The 14750-nt window shown below is 72.3% G+C and carries 14 protein-coding genes; 11 read left to right on the forward strand and 3 right to left on the reverse strand.

Annotated features, from left to right (window positions below):
* Positions 1 to 104: 104 nt before the first annotated feature.
* From SH922_RS38750 to SH922_RS38760, 3 genes are all read right to left on the reverse strand, one after another.
* Complete coding sequence (locus SH922_RS38750; RefSeq protein ID WP_393063187.1) at positions 105 to 701, reverse strand: TetR/AcrR family transcriptional regulator; 597 nt, start codon at positions 699 to 701, stop codon at positions 105 to 107.
* A gap of 59 nt (positions 702 to 760) precedes the next feature.
* Complete coding sequence (locus tag SH922_RS38755) at positions 761 to 1723, reverse strand: quinone oxidoreductase family protein (protein ID WP_393063188.1); 963 nt, start codon at positions 1721 to 1723, stop codon at positions 761 to 763.
* 190 nt (positions 1724 to 1913) lie between these two features.
* Positions 1914 to 3581 (reverse strand): IclR family transcriptional regulator C-terminal domain-containing protein, encoded by a 1668-nt coding sequence (locus tag SH922_RS38760; protein WP_393063189.1) that lies wholly within the window; start codon positions 3579 to 3581, stop codon positions 1914 to 1916.
* Between the two features lie 172 nt (positions 3582 to 3753).
* Here SH922_RS38760 and SH922_RS38765 point away from each other — a divergent pair, with 172 nt between their 5' ends.
* From SH922_RS38765 to SH922_RS38815, 11 genes are all read left to right on the forward strand, one after another.
* The gene (locus tag SH922_RS38765; protein ID WP_393063190.1) at positions 3754 to 4542 is read left to right on the forward strand and encodes a CoA transferase subunit A; all 789 of its coding nucleotides are present in this window, start codon (positions 3754 to 3756) and stop codon (positions 4540 to 4542) included.
* Positions 4539 to 5186: a CoA transferase subunit B gene (locus tag SH922_RS38770; protein ID WP_393063191.1), complete on the forward strand. Its 648-nt coding sequence runs from the start codon at positions 4539 to 4541 to the stop codon at positions 5184 to 5186. Before SH922_RS38765 ends, SH922_RS38770 begins: the two co-directional genes overlap by 4 nt.
* 117 nt (positions 5187 to 5303) lie before the next feature.
* Complete coding sequence (gene pcaH / locus SH922_RS38775; RefSeq protein ID WP_393063192.1) at positions 5304 to 6101, forward strand: protocatechuate 3,4-dioxygenase subunit beta; 798 nt, start codon at positions 5304 to 5306, stop codon at positions 6099 to 6101.
* Positions 6101 to 6703, forward strand: a complete 603-nt coding sequence (gene pcaG, locus SH922_RS38780) for a protocatechuate 3,4-dioxygenase subunit alpha (RefSeq protein WP_393063193.1) — start codon at positions 6101 to 6103, stop codon at positions 6701 to 6703. The genes pcaH and pcaG overlap by 1 nt, the downstream gene beginning before the upstream one ends.
* 73 nt (positions 6704 to 6776) lie before the next feature.
* Positions 6777 to 8201 carry a lyase family protein gene (locus SH922_RS38785; RefSeq protein WP_393063810.1) on the forward strand — a complete coding sequence of 475 codons (1425 nt, stop codon included), beginning with the start codon at positions 6777 to 6779 and terminating at the stop codon, positions 8199 to 8201.
* A 127-nt stretch (positions 8202 to 8328) separates the two neighbouring features.
* A complete protein-coding gene (gene pcaD / locus SH922_RS38790) occupies positions 8329 to 9576 on the forward strand; it encodes a 3-oxoadipate enol-lactonase (RefSeq protein WP_393063194.1) in 1248 nt (415 codons plus the stop codon).
* 3 nt (positions 9577 to 9579) lie between these two features.
* Positions 9580 to 10755 carry a 4-hydroxybenzoate 3-monooxygenase gene (locus tag SH922_RS38795; RefSeq protein WP_393063195.1) on the forward strand — a complete coding sequence of 392 codons (1176 nt, stop codon included), beginning with the start codon at positions 9580 to 9582 and terminating at the stop codon, positions 10753 to 10755.
* A gap of 25 nt (positions 10756 to 10780) precedes the next feature.
* Positions 10781 to 11683 (forward strand): LysR family transcriptional regulator, encoded by a 903-nt coding sequence (locus SH922_RS38800; RefSeq protein ID WP_393063196.1) that lies wholly within the window; start codon positions 10781 to 10783, stop codon positions 11681 to 11683.
* A gap of 188 nt (positions 11684 to 11871) precedes the next feature.
* Complete coding sequence (locus SH922_RS38805) at positions 11872 to 12378, forward strand: quercetin 2,3-dioxygenase (protein WP_393063197.1); 507 nt, start codon at positions 11872 to 11874, stop codon at positions 12376 to 12378.
* Complete coding sequence (locus SH922_RS38810) at positions 12375 to 13418, forward strand: alpha/beta hydrolase fold domain-containing protein (protein WP_393063198.1); 1044 nt, start codon at positions 12375 to 12377, stop codon at positions 13416 to 13418. The genes SH922_RS38805 and SH922_RS38810 overlap by 4 nt, the downstream gene beginning before the upstream one ends.
* Positions 13419 to 13500: 82 nt before the next feature.
* The gene (locus SH922_RS38815) at positions 13501 to 14730 is read left to right on the forward strand and encodes an MFS transporter (protein WP_393063199.1); all 1230 of its coding nucleotides are present in this window, start codon (positions 13501 to 13503) and stop codon (positions 14728 to 14730) included.
* The last annotated feature ends 20 nt before the right edge of the window (positions 14731 to 14750 follow it).

Below are 14750 nucleotides of genomic sequence, written 5' to 3' on the forward strand. Positions count from 1 at the left end.
CTCCTCGGTACACGCTGAAAAGCGTGACGATCTTAGCAGTCGAGCCGCGTTCCGGCCCTCCGATTTCGTACGCGCCCCGCCCTGCTGCTCCCGTACGCGCGGAATCAGGCGGCTGTCCGGCGTCGCAGATCGGCGATGCCCTGGTCCAGAGCCGCCTCCAGATGTCCCATGCGGCCGGTGGACAGAAGGATCACCACACCGCCCTGGATACCGGCCAGCAACGCCGCCGCCGAGCGGTCCGCGTCCCGGTCGGCGTCGATCTCCCCGATGGACTGCATGTGCCGGATGCCGGCAGCCAGTTCGCCCTGCCAGCGGTCGAGCAGTCCGGTGGCGACGGCCTGCGCTCCCGCCGTGGCTGAGCCGATCTGGGACACCGCGATGTCGAGCGGGCACTCCCGGCCCTGCTCGCGGTAGCGGGAGACCACCTTGTCCCGCCAGTTCCGCCAGGCAAGCCATGAGGTGAGGGCGCTCAGTTCCGGCTGTTGGTCGCTGATCACCCCTTCCGCCTCGTGGCGGGCGACGGCCAGCATCAGTTCGTCCTTCCCCCCGGGGAAGTAGTGGAACAGCTGGCTCTTGCTCGTCGAGGTGAGCGCGAGGACGTCGTCGAGGGTCAGCGCGAACACGCCGTGCCGCCGGATCGCGGCGGCGGCGCCCTCGATGATGCGCTGCTTGGTCGCGGCACCCTTGGGAGTCAACGGCACGATGCGTCTCCTGTTCCGGACGGGGAGTCCATTGAACCGCGAGGCCCCTCGGGGGCGGGTCAGGGAAGGAGCAGCAGCTTCCCGGTGGTCCGGCGCGATTCGAGATCCCGGTGGGCCCGCGCCGCGTCCGAAAGCGCGTAGCGGCCGCCGATGCGCGGGACGACCCTCCCCTCCTGGACCATCCGGAAGACCTCCGCGGTCCTGGTGACCAGCGCCTCCCGGTCGGGGACGTGGTCCTGCACGGTCGGGTACGTCAGCAGGATGCTGTTCGGCAGATCGGTCACGGGGAGCGACGGAACGCCCATGAAGGGCCCGTAGTACGCGTGCACCCCGTGCCGGCGCAGCGACAGCTGGGAGGACCGGAACGTCGCGGTCCCGCCGCCGTCGTACACGACGTGGGCGCCCTCGCCGCTTGTCAGCTCCTTCACGCGCTGCTCGAATCCGGCTCCCGACGACACGAGGACGTGGTCCGCACCTGCCTCCTCGGCCGTGGCCGCCTTCTCGGCACGGGATACCAGGCCGATGACGCGGCCGCCACGAGCCTTGATCATCTGGGTCAGCAGCAGGCCCACGCCTCCGGCCGCGGCGTGCACCACAGCGGTGTCGCCCGGTCCGACGGCGTACGTCTCGGTGGTGAAGTGGTTCGCGGTGAGTCCCTGCATCATGATCGCGGCCGCCGTCTCGTCCGGCACGTCGTCGGGGACCCTGACCAGCGCGGTTGCGGGGATGGCCAGGATCTCGGCGTAGCTGCCCGGGTGGTAGAACCAGGCCACCCGGTCGCCGACCGACAGGTCCTCGACGTCGTCGCCCAGCGCGGTCACGTACCCCATGCCCTCGACGCCGAGGCCCGTCGGGGCGGACCAGCCGGGGGCGCCGACCGAGCGGGCACCCACGTCCATGAAGTTCACCCCGGCGGCACCGAGCCGGACCAGGGCCTGACCGGGGGCGGGTGTCGGATCCGGCCGTTCGGACCAGGTCATGACCTCCGGGCCGCCGTGTCGCTCGATGTGGATTGCGTGCATGAGGGGCGCCTCTCCCGGAGCGGTTGCCGCAGTCCGTTCACCGCGGCAGGTCTGTGCACCGTAGAAAGGCAAAAATGGACCCGCAAGTCCACTCCGAAGGTGACCGGGGCCGTTCCTCCAGCAGTCGTCCCTCCAGCACCCTGCGACGGAACCCGGGAGCGAGCGCGGCGTGAACGCCCGCCCCGTGGGATCACGTCGCCGGGACCCGGACGTACCGTTCGGTGATGTGCAGGTCGGTCTCGATGCCGCCGGCAGCCGCGCGCAGACGGGGCAGTACCTCCGTGACGCACTCCTCCAGGGTGCGGCTGCTGCTGTGCATGGCCACGTTGACCGCTGCCACGACCGTGCCGCGACGGTCGTGGACGGGTACGGCGACTGAACGCAGCCCGATCTCCAACTCCTCGTCGACCAGGGCGTATCCGTCTGCCCGTACGCGGTCGAGGGTGGCGCGGAGTTCGTCGGGCCGGGTGACGGTGTACGGGGTCAGGGCGTGCGGTTCCGTGCGGGCGAGGCGGGCTTCGCGTTCCTTTGGCGGCAGGGCTGCGAGCAGGACGCGGCCCATGGAGGTCGCATGCGCGGGGAACCGCGTGCCGACCGTGATGTTGACGTTCATGATGCGCCGGGTCGCGACGCGCCCGGTGTACTGGACGTCGTCGCCGACGAGGACCGCGAGTGAGGCCGAGTCCCGGACCTGCTCGGTGAGTGCGGCGAGGTGGGGCTGGGCGATCTGCGGCAGCGTCGTGCGGGACAACGGCGGGTAGCCGAGGGCCAGTACGTGCGGGGCGAGGTGGTGTTCCCGCCCCCGCGTGGCGACGTAGCCGAGATGCTCCAGGGTGATCAGGGCACGCCGGGCGGTCGCCCTGGCCAGCCCGGTCGCCCGCGCGACGTCGGTCAGCGTCAGCGCGTCCCGGCCCTCGCCGAAGCTGGTCAGGACGGTCAGTCCGCGCGCGAGCGACTCGATGAACTCGCGGCCCAGCTCCTGCTTCGACGCCCCGGTCCAGGAGGCCAGCGCGGTGGGGGAGTCGGGGTGGACGGCGGGAGGGGCCTGTCGGAGGTCTTCCTCCATGGCCGCGGCGGCCGCTCGCACCCGGGGTAGCAGGGTTTCGTGCAGGGAGGCCGCGGTGTGCCGACTGGTGTGGCTCACGACGCTGACGAGGCAGGCCACTTCGCCCTCGGGGGAGCGGACCGGAACGGCGAGAGCGACGAGGCCCGGCTCGATCAGCTGGTCGTCCAGAGCCCAGCCGTCGTGGCGCGCCCGTTCCGCACGTACGGCGAACTCCTTCTCGTCCGAGGGCGGGCGCGGGGGCACGGCGGGGAAGGCCAGACCCTCCGGGTCCGAGGTGCGGCGCTCCCGCCACCGCTGCCACGCCCGCGCGTCCCAGCCGGCTGCCAACAGCGGCCCGGGGGCGGTGCGTTCGGCGGGCAGTAGGTCGCCGATGCGGAAGCTCAGCGACATCGCGCGACGCCGGGTGGCCTGATGGATGAAGCGGATGCCGTCGCCGTCGCCGACCGCGAGGGACACCGACTCGTCGAGTTCGTCCGCCAGGGCGTCGGCGCGCCGGCCGAGCAGCGACGGAAGGCGGAGAGCGGAGAGGTAGGCGTTTCCCAGCTCCATCAGGCGCGGGGCGAGCGTGATGTCGCGGCCGTCCACACGTACGTACTCCATGCGGGCCAGGGTCGCAGTGATCCGGTCGACCGTGGACCGGGCCAGACCGGTGGTCCGCTCGATGGCGCTGGGGCTCATCGTCCCGCCCTCGTCGGTGAGCCGGCGCAGGACCGTGATGCCGCGCATGAGCGGGGCGACGGCTTCGGCCGGTGCCGGCGTCTCGGTCTGCTGGAGCGTGTGGGTCGGTGGCATCGGCTCTCCGTCGTGCGTCGTGGGGACACAGTAGTGAACCCCGGCAGGTGAGGGGCGGTCCGCCCGGCAGCGGTGGGCCGCCGACCGTTGACAGGGATCCGGACGGGCGGCAGACTCCGTGGCAAGAATAGTGAAAGAAACTTCACTCTGCGAACAAGTGAGGGACGGTCCCATGGACAAGGTGGTCGCCTCCGCCGCGCAAGCCGTGGCCGACGTGCCGGACGGCGCCTCGATCGCGGTGGGCGGCTTCGGACTCAGCGGCGTCCCCGACGCGCTGATCGCGGCCCTCCATGAACGGGGGACCGGCGATCTGCGCATCGTCTCCAACAACTGCGGCGCGCAGGACTCCGGGCTCGCGGTCCTGCTGGCCGCAGGCCGGATCAGCCGGGTCACCGGCTCGTACATCGGCGGCAACAAGGAGTTCGGCCGTCAGTACCTGGCCGGTGAGCTGGAGCTCGAACTCATCCCGCAGGGCACCCTCGCCGAGCGGCTGCGCGCCGGCGGCTCCGGCATTCCCGCCTTCTACACCCCGGCGGGGGTCGGCACCCTGGTCGCCGACGGCGGAATGCCCTGGCGCTACGACCAGAACGGCGGCGTCGCGGTCAGCTCGCCGGCCAAGGAGGTGCGCGACTTCGACGGCACCCCCTACGTCCTGGAGCGCGGCATCCGCACCGACTACGCCCTCGTCAGGGCGGCCAGGGGGGACCGGCACGGGAACCTCGTCTTCAACAAGGCGTCCCGCAACTTCAACCCGCTCGCCGCCATGGCCGGCCGCGTCACGATCGCCGAAGTCGAGGAACTGGTCGAGCCCGGCGGGATCGACCCCGACCACGTCCACCTGCCCGGCATCTTCGTCCGGCGTGTGGTCGCGCTGACGCCGGAGCAGGCGGCCGACAAGCGGATCGAGCAGCGCACCGTGACACCACGGACCACCACCCCGGACGAGGACGGTCACCGATGAGCTGGAACCGCCAGGAGATGGCCGCCCGAGCGGCCGCCGAGCTCCGTGACGGCGAGTACGTCAACCTGGGCATCGGCCTGCCGACGCTCATCCCCAACCACCTGCCCGAAGGCGTGCACGTCGTCCTCGAATCCGAGAACGGCATCCTGGGCACCGGCCCCTTCCCGTACGACGAGGACGTCGATCCCGACCTGATCAACGCCGGCAAGGAGACGGTCACCGTCCTGCCGGGGGCCTCGTTCTTCGACTCGGCGCTGTCCTTCGGCATGATCCGCGGCGGTCACATCGACACGGCCGTGCTCGGCGCGATGCAGGTGTCCGCCGTCGGGGACCTCGCCAACTGGGCCGTCCCCGGAAAGCTGGTGACCGGGATCGGCGGCGCCATGGACCTCGTGCACGGTGCCCGCCGGGTCATCGTGACGATGACCCACACGGCCAAGGACGGCAGCCCGAAGATCGTCGAGGAGTGCACCCTGCCGCTCACCGGCCGGGGGTGCGTCCACCGGATCATCACGGATCTGGCCGTGCTCGATGTGACTCCCGGCGGACTTGTCCTGGCGGAGACCGCACCGGGCGTCGACATCGCCGAGGTGCTCGCCCGGACCGCCGCCCCGGTCCGCGTCGCCGAATCGGCCATGCCGTGAGACCCACCCGTCCCGCTCACGGAGCCACGCCGTGAGACCCGGCCCGCGCACGGCCGCGCCGTGCGCCGTCGCCCGGCGGGCACCCGCCCCCGTACTGGACAGGAAGGACCTGCACCCATGACCACCCCATCCGCCCCGGCCGCCCCCCGCGCACTGACCCAGGCCGACATCACCGCCGAGATCACCGCGGCACGCGAGGACTACGCCACGTCCCTCGCCGGCGGCGCACCCGTGCGCCCGCACCCCGCCCGGGACTACGCCCCGTACCGCAGCAGCACCCTGCGCCACCCGAAGCGGCCGCTGATCGCCGTGGGCGCCGACCCGGAGGCCGTCGAGCTCTCCGGCCCCGTCTTCGGCGTCACCGACATCACCGAACTCGACCACGACCTCACCAGGCAGCACCACGGCGAACCCCTGGGTGAGCGGATCACGGTCACCGGGCGGGTCCTGGACCGGTCGGGCCGTCCCGTGCGTGGCCAGCTCGTCGAGATCTGGCAGGCCAACGCATCGGGCCGGTACGCCCATCTGCGCGACCAGCACCCCGCCCCCCTCGACCCGAACTTCACCGGCGTGGGCCGCTGCCTGACCGACGATCAGGGCGCGTACTCCTTCGTCACCGTCAAGCCCGGCGCCTACCCCTGGCGCAACCACACCAACGCCTGGCGCCCCGCGCACATCCACTTCTCACTGTTCGGGGACGCCTTCACCCAGCGTCTGATCACCCAGATGTACTTCCCGGGCGACCCGCTCTTCGCCCACGACCCGATCCTCCAGTCCGTCACCGACGACGACGCCCGCGGCCGGCTCGTCGCGGCGTACGACCACGACCTGTCCACCCCCGAATGGTCGCTCGGCTACCGCTGGGACATCGTCCTCGACGGCCCGTCCGCCACCTGGATCGAGGAGGGCCGCTGATGTCCGCCGCCACACCCGCCGCCACCCCCGGGGAGCTTCTGCCCACCCCGTCCCAGACCGTCGGCCCCTTCTACGGGTACGCCCTGCCCTTCGCGGGCGGCGGCGACATCGCCCCCGCCGGCCACCCCGGCACCGTCGTCCTGCACGGCCACGTCCTCGACGGGGCCGGTGAGCCGGTGCCCGACGCCGTCATAGAGGTCTGGCAGCCGGCACCCGACGGCTCCCGGCACGGGGCGCCCGGCTCCCTGCGCCGCGACCCCGTCACCGGGGCGGTCATCGGCCGCCACGGAGTCGGCTTCACCGGCTTCGGCCGGGTGGCGACGGACGCCGACGGGCACTACACCGTACGGACGCTGCCGCCGGGCGGAGCCCCGTACCTCGCGCTCGTCGTCTTCGCCCGCGGCCTGACACACCACCTGTACACCCGCGCCTATCTGCACGACGCGGCCGGCATCGCACAGGACAGGCTGCTCGCAGGGCTTCCCGAGGAGCGGCGGGCCACACTCCTCACCACGCCGGAGGACACCGGCATCCACCGGTTCGACATCCGTCTGCAGTACGACGGGGTACATGAGGAGACGGTCTTCCTTGACTTCGGCTGACACGGCGGCTTCAGGCGACTCGGCGGCTTCGGCCGACACGGCGGCTTCGGCTGTCACGGTGACTTCGGCCGGCATGGTGGCGGACGTCGGCCTGCTGGCACCGGTCCGCGCCGGAACGGCGGTCGAGGACGCCACGGGCGACGCCGCGTACGTACGCGCACTGCTCGACGCCGAGACCGCGCTCGTCCGCGCCCAGGAATCGCTCGGCCACGCCCCGGCCGGGACGGCGGAAGCCGTCGCGTCGGCCGCGGCCGACACGGGCCGGTTCGACCCGCGCGCCCTGGCGCTGCGGGCCCGGTCCGGAGGCAACCCGGTCATCCCGCTGGCCGCCGACCTGACGGCCGCAGTCGCCGAACGGTCCCCGGCGGCCGCCGCGCACGTCCACCGGGGCGCGACCAGCCAGGACATCCTCGACACCGCTGCCATGCTGGTGGCGTCCGAGGCAACGCACCTGATCCTGTCCGACCTGGACCGTGCCGCCGCCGCCCTGGCGCTCATCGCAGCCGAGCACCGCGACACGCCGATGGCCGGCCGCACCCTCACCCAGCACGCCGTGCCGACCACCTTCGGCCTGAAAGTGGCGGGCTGGCGCAGCCTGGTCCTCGACGCCCGCGACCGGATCGCGGCGGTCCGGGCCGCGCTTCCGGTGCAACTGGGCGGCGCCGCAGGGACGTTGGCGGCCTTCGCCGCCTTCGCCGAGCCCGGGGATCCGGTCACGGGGAGGACCGGCGCGTCAGGCGGCGAAGCGACGGCCCAGGACGCCGGCCCGATGCTCGTCGAGGCGTACGCCACCGCGACCGGACTGGCCGCGCCCCCGCTGCCCTGGCACACCCTGCGCACCCCGGTCGCCGACCTCGGCGGAGCGCTGGCCTTCACCGCCGGGGCGCTCGGCAAACTCGCCGTGGACGTCCTCGTCCTCTCCCGAACCGAGATCGGCGAGGTCTCCGAGAGTGCCGGCGGGGCATCGTCCGCGATGCCGCACAAGGCCAACCCGGCCCGTGCCGTCCTCATCGCCGCGGCCGCCCGCCAGGTCCCCGCCCTCGCGGGGGTCCTGTACGGCTCCCTCGCCGCAGAGGACGAACGCCCGCCCGGCGCGTGGCACGCCGAATGGCAGCCCCTGCGCGAGGCGCTGCGCTCGGTGGGGGGAGCCGCCGACGCGGCGGCCGCCCTGGCCGAGGGGCTGCGTGTCCACCCGGAGCGCATGCGCGAGAACCTCGACGCGACCGGCGGACTGATCGTCAGCGAACGGATCGTCGCCGTCCTCGCGGCCAGGGTCGGACGGGCAGCGGCTCGCACGGTGGTGACCGAGGCTGCCGCCCGCGTGGCTCGCGAGGGAATCCGCCTCCACGAAGCCCTGGTTCAGGACCCCGCACTGGCAGGCGCGGTGACGCCGGACGAGCTGAAGACCCTCACCGACCCGTCCGGCTACACCGGGGCGGCCGGCCCTCTCGTCGACCGTGCGCTGCGCCGCCACGACGAGGGGACAGTTCCGGAATGACACGCAGGCCGCACGCAACGACCCCGACACGCATCTGCTGCCCGGCGGCAGAGCACCCGCACCGTGCACGTCCGGCAGCTGCCGCCAGGCACCCCTCACCGCCGGCACCGCCCGGTCCAGGAGCCCCATGACCACCCCGCGCACACCCGAGACCACCCCGCGCACACCCGAGACCACCCCGCGCACACCCGAGGCCTCCACCGCACGCCTGCTCCACCACCAGGTGGACGGACCCCTCTCCGGACCGCCGCTCCTCCTCGGGCCGTCCCTGGGCACCGCACTGTCCGTCTGGGATGCACAGATCGCCGCACTGGCCCGCGAACACCGGGTGGTCCGCTGGGACCTTCCCGGTCACGGCGGTTCCCCCGCCGCACTGTTCCCCGCGGGCAGCGGGGTCGCCGAGCTGGGCCGACAGGTGCTCCGCCTCGCCGACGCCCTCGGCATCGAGCGGTTCGCGTACGCGGGCATATCCCTCGGCGGCGCGGTCGGGACCTGGCTGGCCGTCCACCACCCCGACCGGATCGCCTCCCTCGCCCTCGTGTGCTCCTCGGCGCGCTTCGGTGAACCGCAGGCCTGGCACGAACGCGCGGCCCTCGTACGGTCCGAAGGGATCGGCCCGGTGGCCGACAGCGCGGCGGGCCGCTGGTTCACCGCGGACTTCGCCGACAGCCCGGCGGCCCGTGCCGCCCTGGCAGACCTGCGCGGCGTCGACCCCCACGCGTACGCCTCGCTGTGCGACGCCCTCGCCGCACACGACCTGCGCGGTGAACTGGCACGCATCACCGCCCCCACAGTCGTCGTGGCGGGCCGCGACGACCCCGCGACCCCGGTCGCCCACGCCCGGGAACTGGCCGACACGATCCCCGGCTCGACGCTGATCGAACTCCCGGGCGCCTCCCACCTGGCCAACATCGAACGGCCCGCCCCCGTAAGAGCCGCACTGCTGAACCACTTCGCGGCCGGGACCGCGGCCGCCACCGACGACGCCTCCCGCCATACCGCGGGTCTTGCCGTACGCCGCACCGTCCTCGGTGACGCGCACGTCGACCGGGCCATCGCCAGGACCACGCCTTTCACCGCCGTCTTCCAGGACTTCATCACCCGCTACGCCTGGGGCGAGGTGTGGACCCGGCCCGGCCTCGACCACCGGACCCGGCGTTGCCTCACCCTCACCGCCCTGGTGGCACTCGGCCACCACGAGGAACTGGCCATGCATCTGCGGGCCGCCCTCGGCAGCGGCGACCTCACGCCCGAGGACGTCCAGGAGGTCCTGCTCCAGGCAGCCGTCTACTGCGGAGTCCCGGCAGCCAACGCCGCGTTCGCCGCGGCGGACCGGATCCTCACCGAAGTCACCCACGCCGCCAAGGAGAAGTAGCCCATGCACACGACCGTAGGGATCATCGGCGGCGGACCGGCGGGACTCCTGCTCGCACGCCTGCTGCACCGCGCAGGTGTCGACTGCGTGGTCCTGGAGAGCCGCGACCGCGCGTACGTCGAACAGCGCCAGCGCGCCGGCATTCTCGAACAGCCCACCGTCGACGCGCTCCGCGAGGCCGGCGCCGCCCAGCGCCTCGACGCCGAGGGCCTGGTGCACGACGGCATCGAGCTCCGCTGGGACGGCCGGGCCCACCGCGTCGACTTCCCCTCACTCACCGACGGCCGCCGGGTGTGGGTCTACGCCCAGACCGAAGTCGTCAAGGACCTCATAGCCCTGCAACTGTCGGACGGCGCACCGCTGTTCTTCGACGCCGAGGTCACGTCGGTCGAAGGGGCGGACACCGACCGGCCGACGGTCCACTACACCCACGAGGGCCGCAACGAAGTGCTCACCTGCGACTACGTGGTGGGCTGCGACGGATTCCACGGCGTGACACGGGCCGCGATCCCCGCCGGAGTGCAGCGCACGTACGACCGGGTGTACCCGTACTCCTGGCTGGGGATCCTGGCCGACGTACCGCCGTCCTGCGACGAACTGATCTACGCCCACTCGCCGCGCGGCTTCGCGCTGCACAGCATGCGGTCACCCGAAGTCAGCCGGCTCTACCTTCAGGTACCGAACGGCACCGACCCCGCCGACTGGTCCGACGAGCGGATCTGGGACGAACTCGACGCCCGCTTCGCCATCGACGGGGACTGGAAGCTGAGGCGCGGCCCCATCACGTCGAAGAACGTCCTGCCGATGCGCAGTTCCGTCACCGAACCCATGCGCTACGGCCGCGTCCTGCTCGCGGGAGACGCCGCCCACATCGTCCCGCCCACCGGGGCGAAGGGGCTCAACCTGGCGGCGGCCGACGTCGTCGTGCTGGCCCGCGCCCTGGTGCGTCAGCACACGACCGGATCGTCCGACCTGCTGGACGCCTACTCCGACACTTGCCTGAGCCGGGTGTGGCGGGCCGAGCACTTCTCGTACTTCATGACCAGCACGCTCCACACCGACCCGGAGCAGAGCGGCTTCGACACCCGGCTGCAGGTCTCGCAGCTGGACAGGATCGCCGCCTCCCCGCACGCCGCCGCCGAACTCGCGCAGAACTACGCCGGTCTGCCCCTGCCGTAGGCGCGTCCCACCAGGAGGATCTGCCGTGGATCTCACGGTCCAGCAACTGCGGTACTTCGTCGCCGTGGCACACGAGCTCCACTTCGCCCGTGCCGCGCAGGGCCTGCGCATCTCCGCCCCGTCGCTGAGCCAGCAGATCGCGGCGCTGGAACGGCGGTTCGGCGCCCCGCTGTTCCGGCGGGACGCCCGCCACGTGGAACTCACCGAGCTGGGGTCCGAATTGCTGCCGATGGCCCACCGTTCCATCGCGGCGCTCGACGAAGTCGTGTCCTGGGCCGAGGAGCGACGGGCAGGTGGTGCGGTGGTGCGCGTCGGCCTCGTCGTCGGGAGCCACATCGGCTCCGTCATCCTGAACGAAGCGGCGCGAGCCTTTCCGGCCACACGATGGAAGATCCGGCGCCTCGGGTTCGACGGCTCCCTGACCGCGCTGCGGACGGACCTGGTCGACGTGGTTCTCGCGCCGGCCCTGGCAGCTCCCTCTGCCCCCGGCCTGCACGCGGTGCCGCTCTGGTCCGAGGGCAGGGTGCTGGTGGTCGGCGCCGGTCACCCGCTGGCCGGCCGGGACAGCGTCACCGTGGACGAGGTGGCGGACGAGCACTTCGTCGCGGCCCTGGGTGACGAGGCACTCATCGACTGGCTCGGGCTGCCCCGCAGCGACGGGTTCGCCCCCAAGGTCGCGTACGTGGCCGACACGTTCGAGGAGGTCCTGGACATCTGCTCGGCCGGCCTCGGCGTCAACATCGCCGGTGCCGGGGCGGTCTCCGCCTCGCCCCGGCCCGGTGTCACGTTCGTCCCGGTGCGAGGACTGCCCGACGCCACGGTCTACCTGCTGCGGTCGGCGAGGGCGCCCTCCGCGGCGGTCCTGGCGGTCGAGGAACTCGCCGTACGCGTGGCGCGTCGAGAGACCCGGCGGTCCGATACCCGCTGAGACCGGAAGGGATACGAAACCGCTCTGACCTGCAAGGTTAGGTTCGCCCTCATGATGCTTGAGGCAACAAGTCGTGGCTCCCGGAGCGGTTCGTCAGCAGACTTGATCACACGCGCACCCACCCCTTGGAGGCACCTGTGACATTCGGTCAAGTTCCCGGCCGACGGCCGAAACCGTCCTGGGAAGGAGTGCTTCCCGGACGTCCCGCACCCTTCTTCCTGGAGGACGGGGACGGCGAACGGGCGAAGCTGTTCGACAGCGTGGTGACGGTCCTGCTGTCAGCGGACGAGACGGAGGGCCAGTTCGGGGTCTTCACCACCCGCCAGCCCAAGGGCGACCTGATCGTCGCGCACTCCCACGAGGACGTGCACGAGATCTTCTACGTGGTCGAAGGAGCCGCCCGCGTCTTCCTGGAACACCCCGACGGGCGCCAGGAGAGCAAACTGCTGCGCCCCGGCGACTTCGGATACGTGCCCGCGGGCATCGTCCACTCGTACCGCACCGAAGGCGAGTACAACAAGATCCTCGGCGTCTCCACCGGCGGATTCGAGCGCTTCTTCCAGGCGCTGGGCGACCTGACGGAGGAACGGGACGTGCCGACGGTGCCGTTCATCCCCTCCCCGGACCGGATGCAGCAGGCGTTCACCCGCTACCGGAACGTTCCCGCCCCGGGCCAGCAGTGGGAGGGAGCGTGAGCCCACGCACGGAAGCGGACGACCGGGCCGACGCGGAACAGCGCGGCCGCAACGCGACCCTGATGCAGACCTACGTCGAGGGCCTCGCCTCGACCTTGCCGCCGGGACCGACGGCACCTGTACCAGCACCCGCCGTGAAGGTTCTGCGCGATCTGGTCTTCTCCCGGCCCGCCACCGGCGGTGAGCTGCGGCTGGACCTGTATCTGCCCGAGGGAGTGCCCGGTCCGCGTCCCGTCGTCGTCTGGCTGCCCGGCGGCGGATGGCAGCGGGCCGCCCGGGGCATGGGCCCTCACCTGGGACGGCTGTTCGCCCAGCGCGGCTACGCCATGGCGGACGTCGAGTACCGGTCGAGCCGGACGGCGGTCTGGCCGGCCCAACTGCACGACGTGAAAGCCGCCGTGCGCTATCTGCGCTCGGTGGCGCAGGACCGAGGCCTGGACGCGGAGCGCATCGGCGTATGGGGAAGCTCGGCGGGCGGGCACCTGGCCGCACTGCTCGGACTGACGGGCGGCGACCCGGTGTGGGAGGGGAACGGCGGCCATGCCGAGTACTCCAGCGAGGTCCGGGCCGTCGTCGACGGTTACGGCCCCGCCGACCTTCTCCGCATGGACGCCGACAGCCTGCCGGGCGGGGTCGTGAACGACATCGACCCGTCGTCCCCGCCGTGGGGACTGCTCGGCGGTCCGACTCAGGACCATCCTGAACTCGCCTCCCAGGCGAGCCCGGTGAGCCATGTGAGCGGGCCGGCAGCGCCCTTTCTGATCCTGCACGGAGACGAGGATCTCCTGGTCGGGCCGAGGCAGAGCCAACGGCTGTTCGACGCGCTGCACGGCGCCGGCAGCGAGGCGACCCTGATTTCGGTCCACGGGGCCGGACACGGATTCTTCAACACCGACGCCCTTGAGCGGACGCCGCCTCTGTCCACGACCGTGCGCGCCACCCGGTGCGGCGACCGCGCCCCGGACCGGCCCGGTGTGCTCACCTCCGGTCTCGTCGAGCGGTTCTTCGACCAGCACGTGCGCCGGCACTTCTCCGACTGAGTGGGAACGGCCGAAATGGCCCACTCGCGCGGTGCTGAATTGCCCCACACGGGTGAGCCGATCCCTGCGTAACGTCAACGCCATGCCGAACCTTCTGCCGCCGGTAGGGCCTCAACGAACGCTCTCGCTCGCCCAGTTGACGAACTCTGTCGGCGACGGCGCGTACTACGTCACCTCGGCCCTCTACTTCACCCACGTGGTCGGCCTCGCCCCCGCCAGGATCGGGCTCGGACTCACTGTCGCCTGGGCGGTCGGCTCCGTCGTCGGGGTGCCCCTCGGCCGGATCGCCGACCGCCGGGGCCCGCGGGGAACGGCGGTGCTGCTCGCACTCGCCACCGGTGTCGCGGTCGCGTCCTTTCTCGTCGTACGGGACTTCGCCCTGTTCCTCGCAGCCGCCTGCCTCTACGCCACCGCGCAGTCGGGCCTCGCCGCTGCCCGCCAGGCGCTGCTCGCGGGCCTCGTCGCCAAGGAGGAGCGCACCGGTGCGCTCGCCCACCTGCAGTCGACGCTCAACGCGGGCCTTGCCGTGGGCGCCGCACTCGGCGGCCTCGCGCTGTCCGCCGGAACCACGGCGGCCTACCTCGCGGTCTTCTCCGTCGACGCCGCAAGCTTCCTGCTCTGCGCACTCGTCCTGCTCCGGCTGCCGGCCGTCGAGGCGGTGCCCGGGGACCGGAGCGCGAAGCTTGCGGTGCTGCGGGACCGGCCGTACGCCGTCGTCACGCTGCTCAACGCTGTGCTCCTCATGCGCATGCCGCTGCTCAGCATCGGCCTCCCGCTGTGGATCACCGAGCGGACCGAGGCTCCCGAGTGGGTGGTCTCCGCGCTCTTCGTGCTCAACACCGGTGCCGTGATGCTCTTCCAGGTCCGAACCGCCCGCTCCGTGAACGGGATCCCCACGGCAGCCCGAGCCCTTCGCCGGTCCGGCGCGCTCATGGTCCTGACCTGCCTCGTCCTCGCCATGTCGGCGGTGGACAACCCGTGGCTCGCGGTGACCGCCCTGGCCGGTGGCTCCGTGCTGCTGGTCGCCGCGGAGATGCTGCACTCGGCAGGCTCCTGGCAGCTGTCCTTCGATCTGGCACCGGCGGGGCGCATCGGCGAGTACCAGGGCTTCTTCGGCACCGGCGTTACCGTCGCACGCACGCTGGGGCCCCTCCTGCTCACCGCGCTGCTGGTCGGATGGGGGACGGCAGGCTGGCTGCTGCTCGGCGGAACGGTCCTCGCCGCGTCGTACGCGCTGGGACCGGCGGCACGGTGGGCGGCGGGGACGCGTCAGGAGCCCGTTCCCGCCGCCGCTGTCGCTCGGGGCGTCTGAGCGACAACGGCGAGGGCCTG

This window comes from Streptomyces sp. LN549 (genome assembly GCF_043203805.1).
GTDB lineage: Bacteria > Actinomycetota > Actinomycetes > Streptomycetales > Streptomycetaceae > Streptomyces.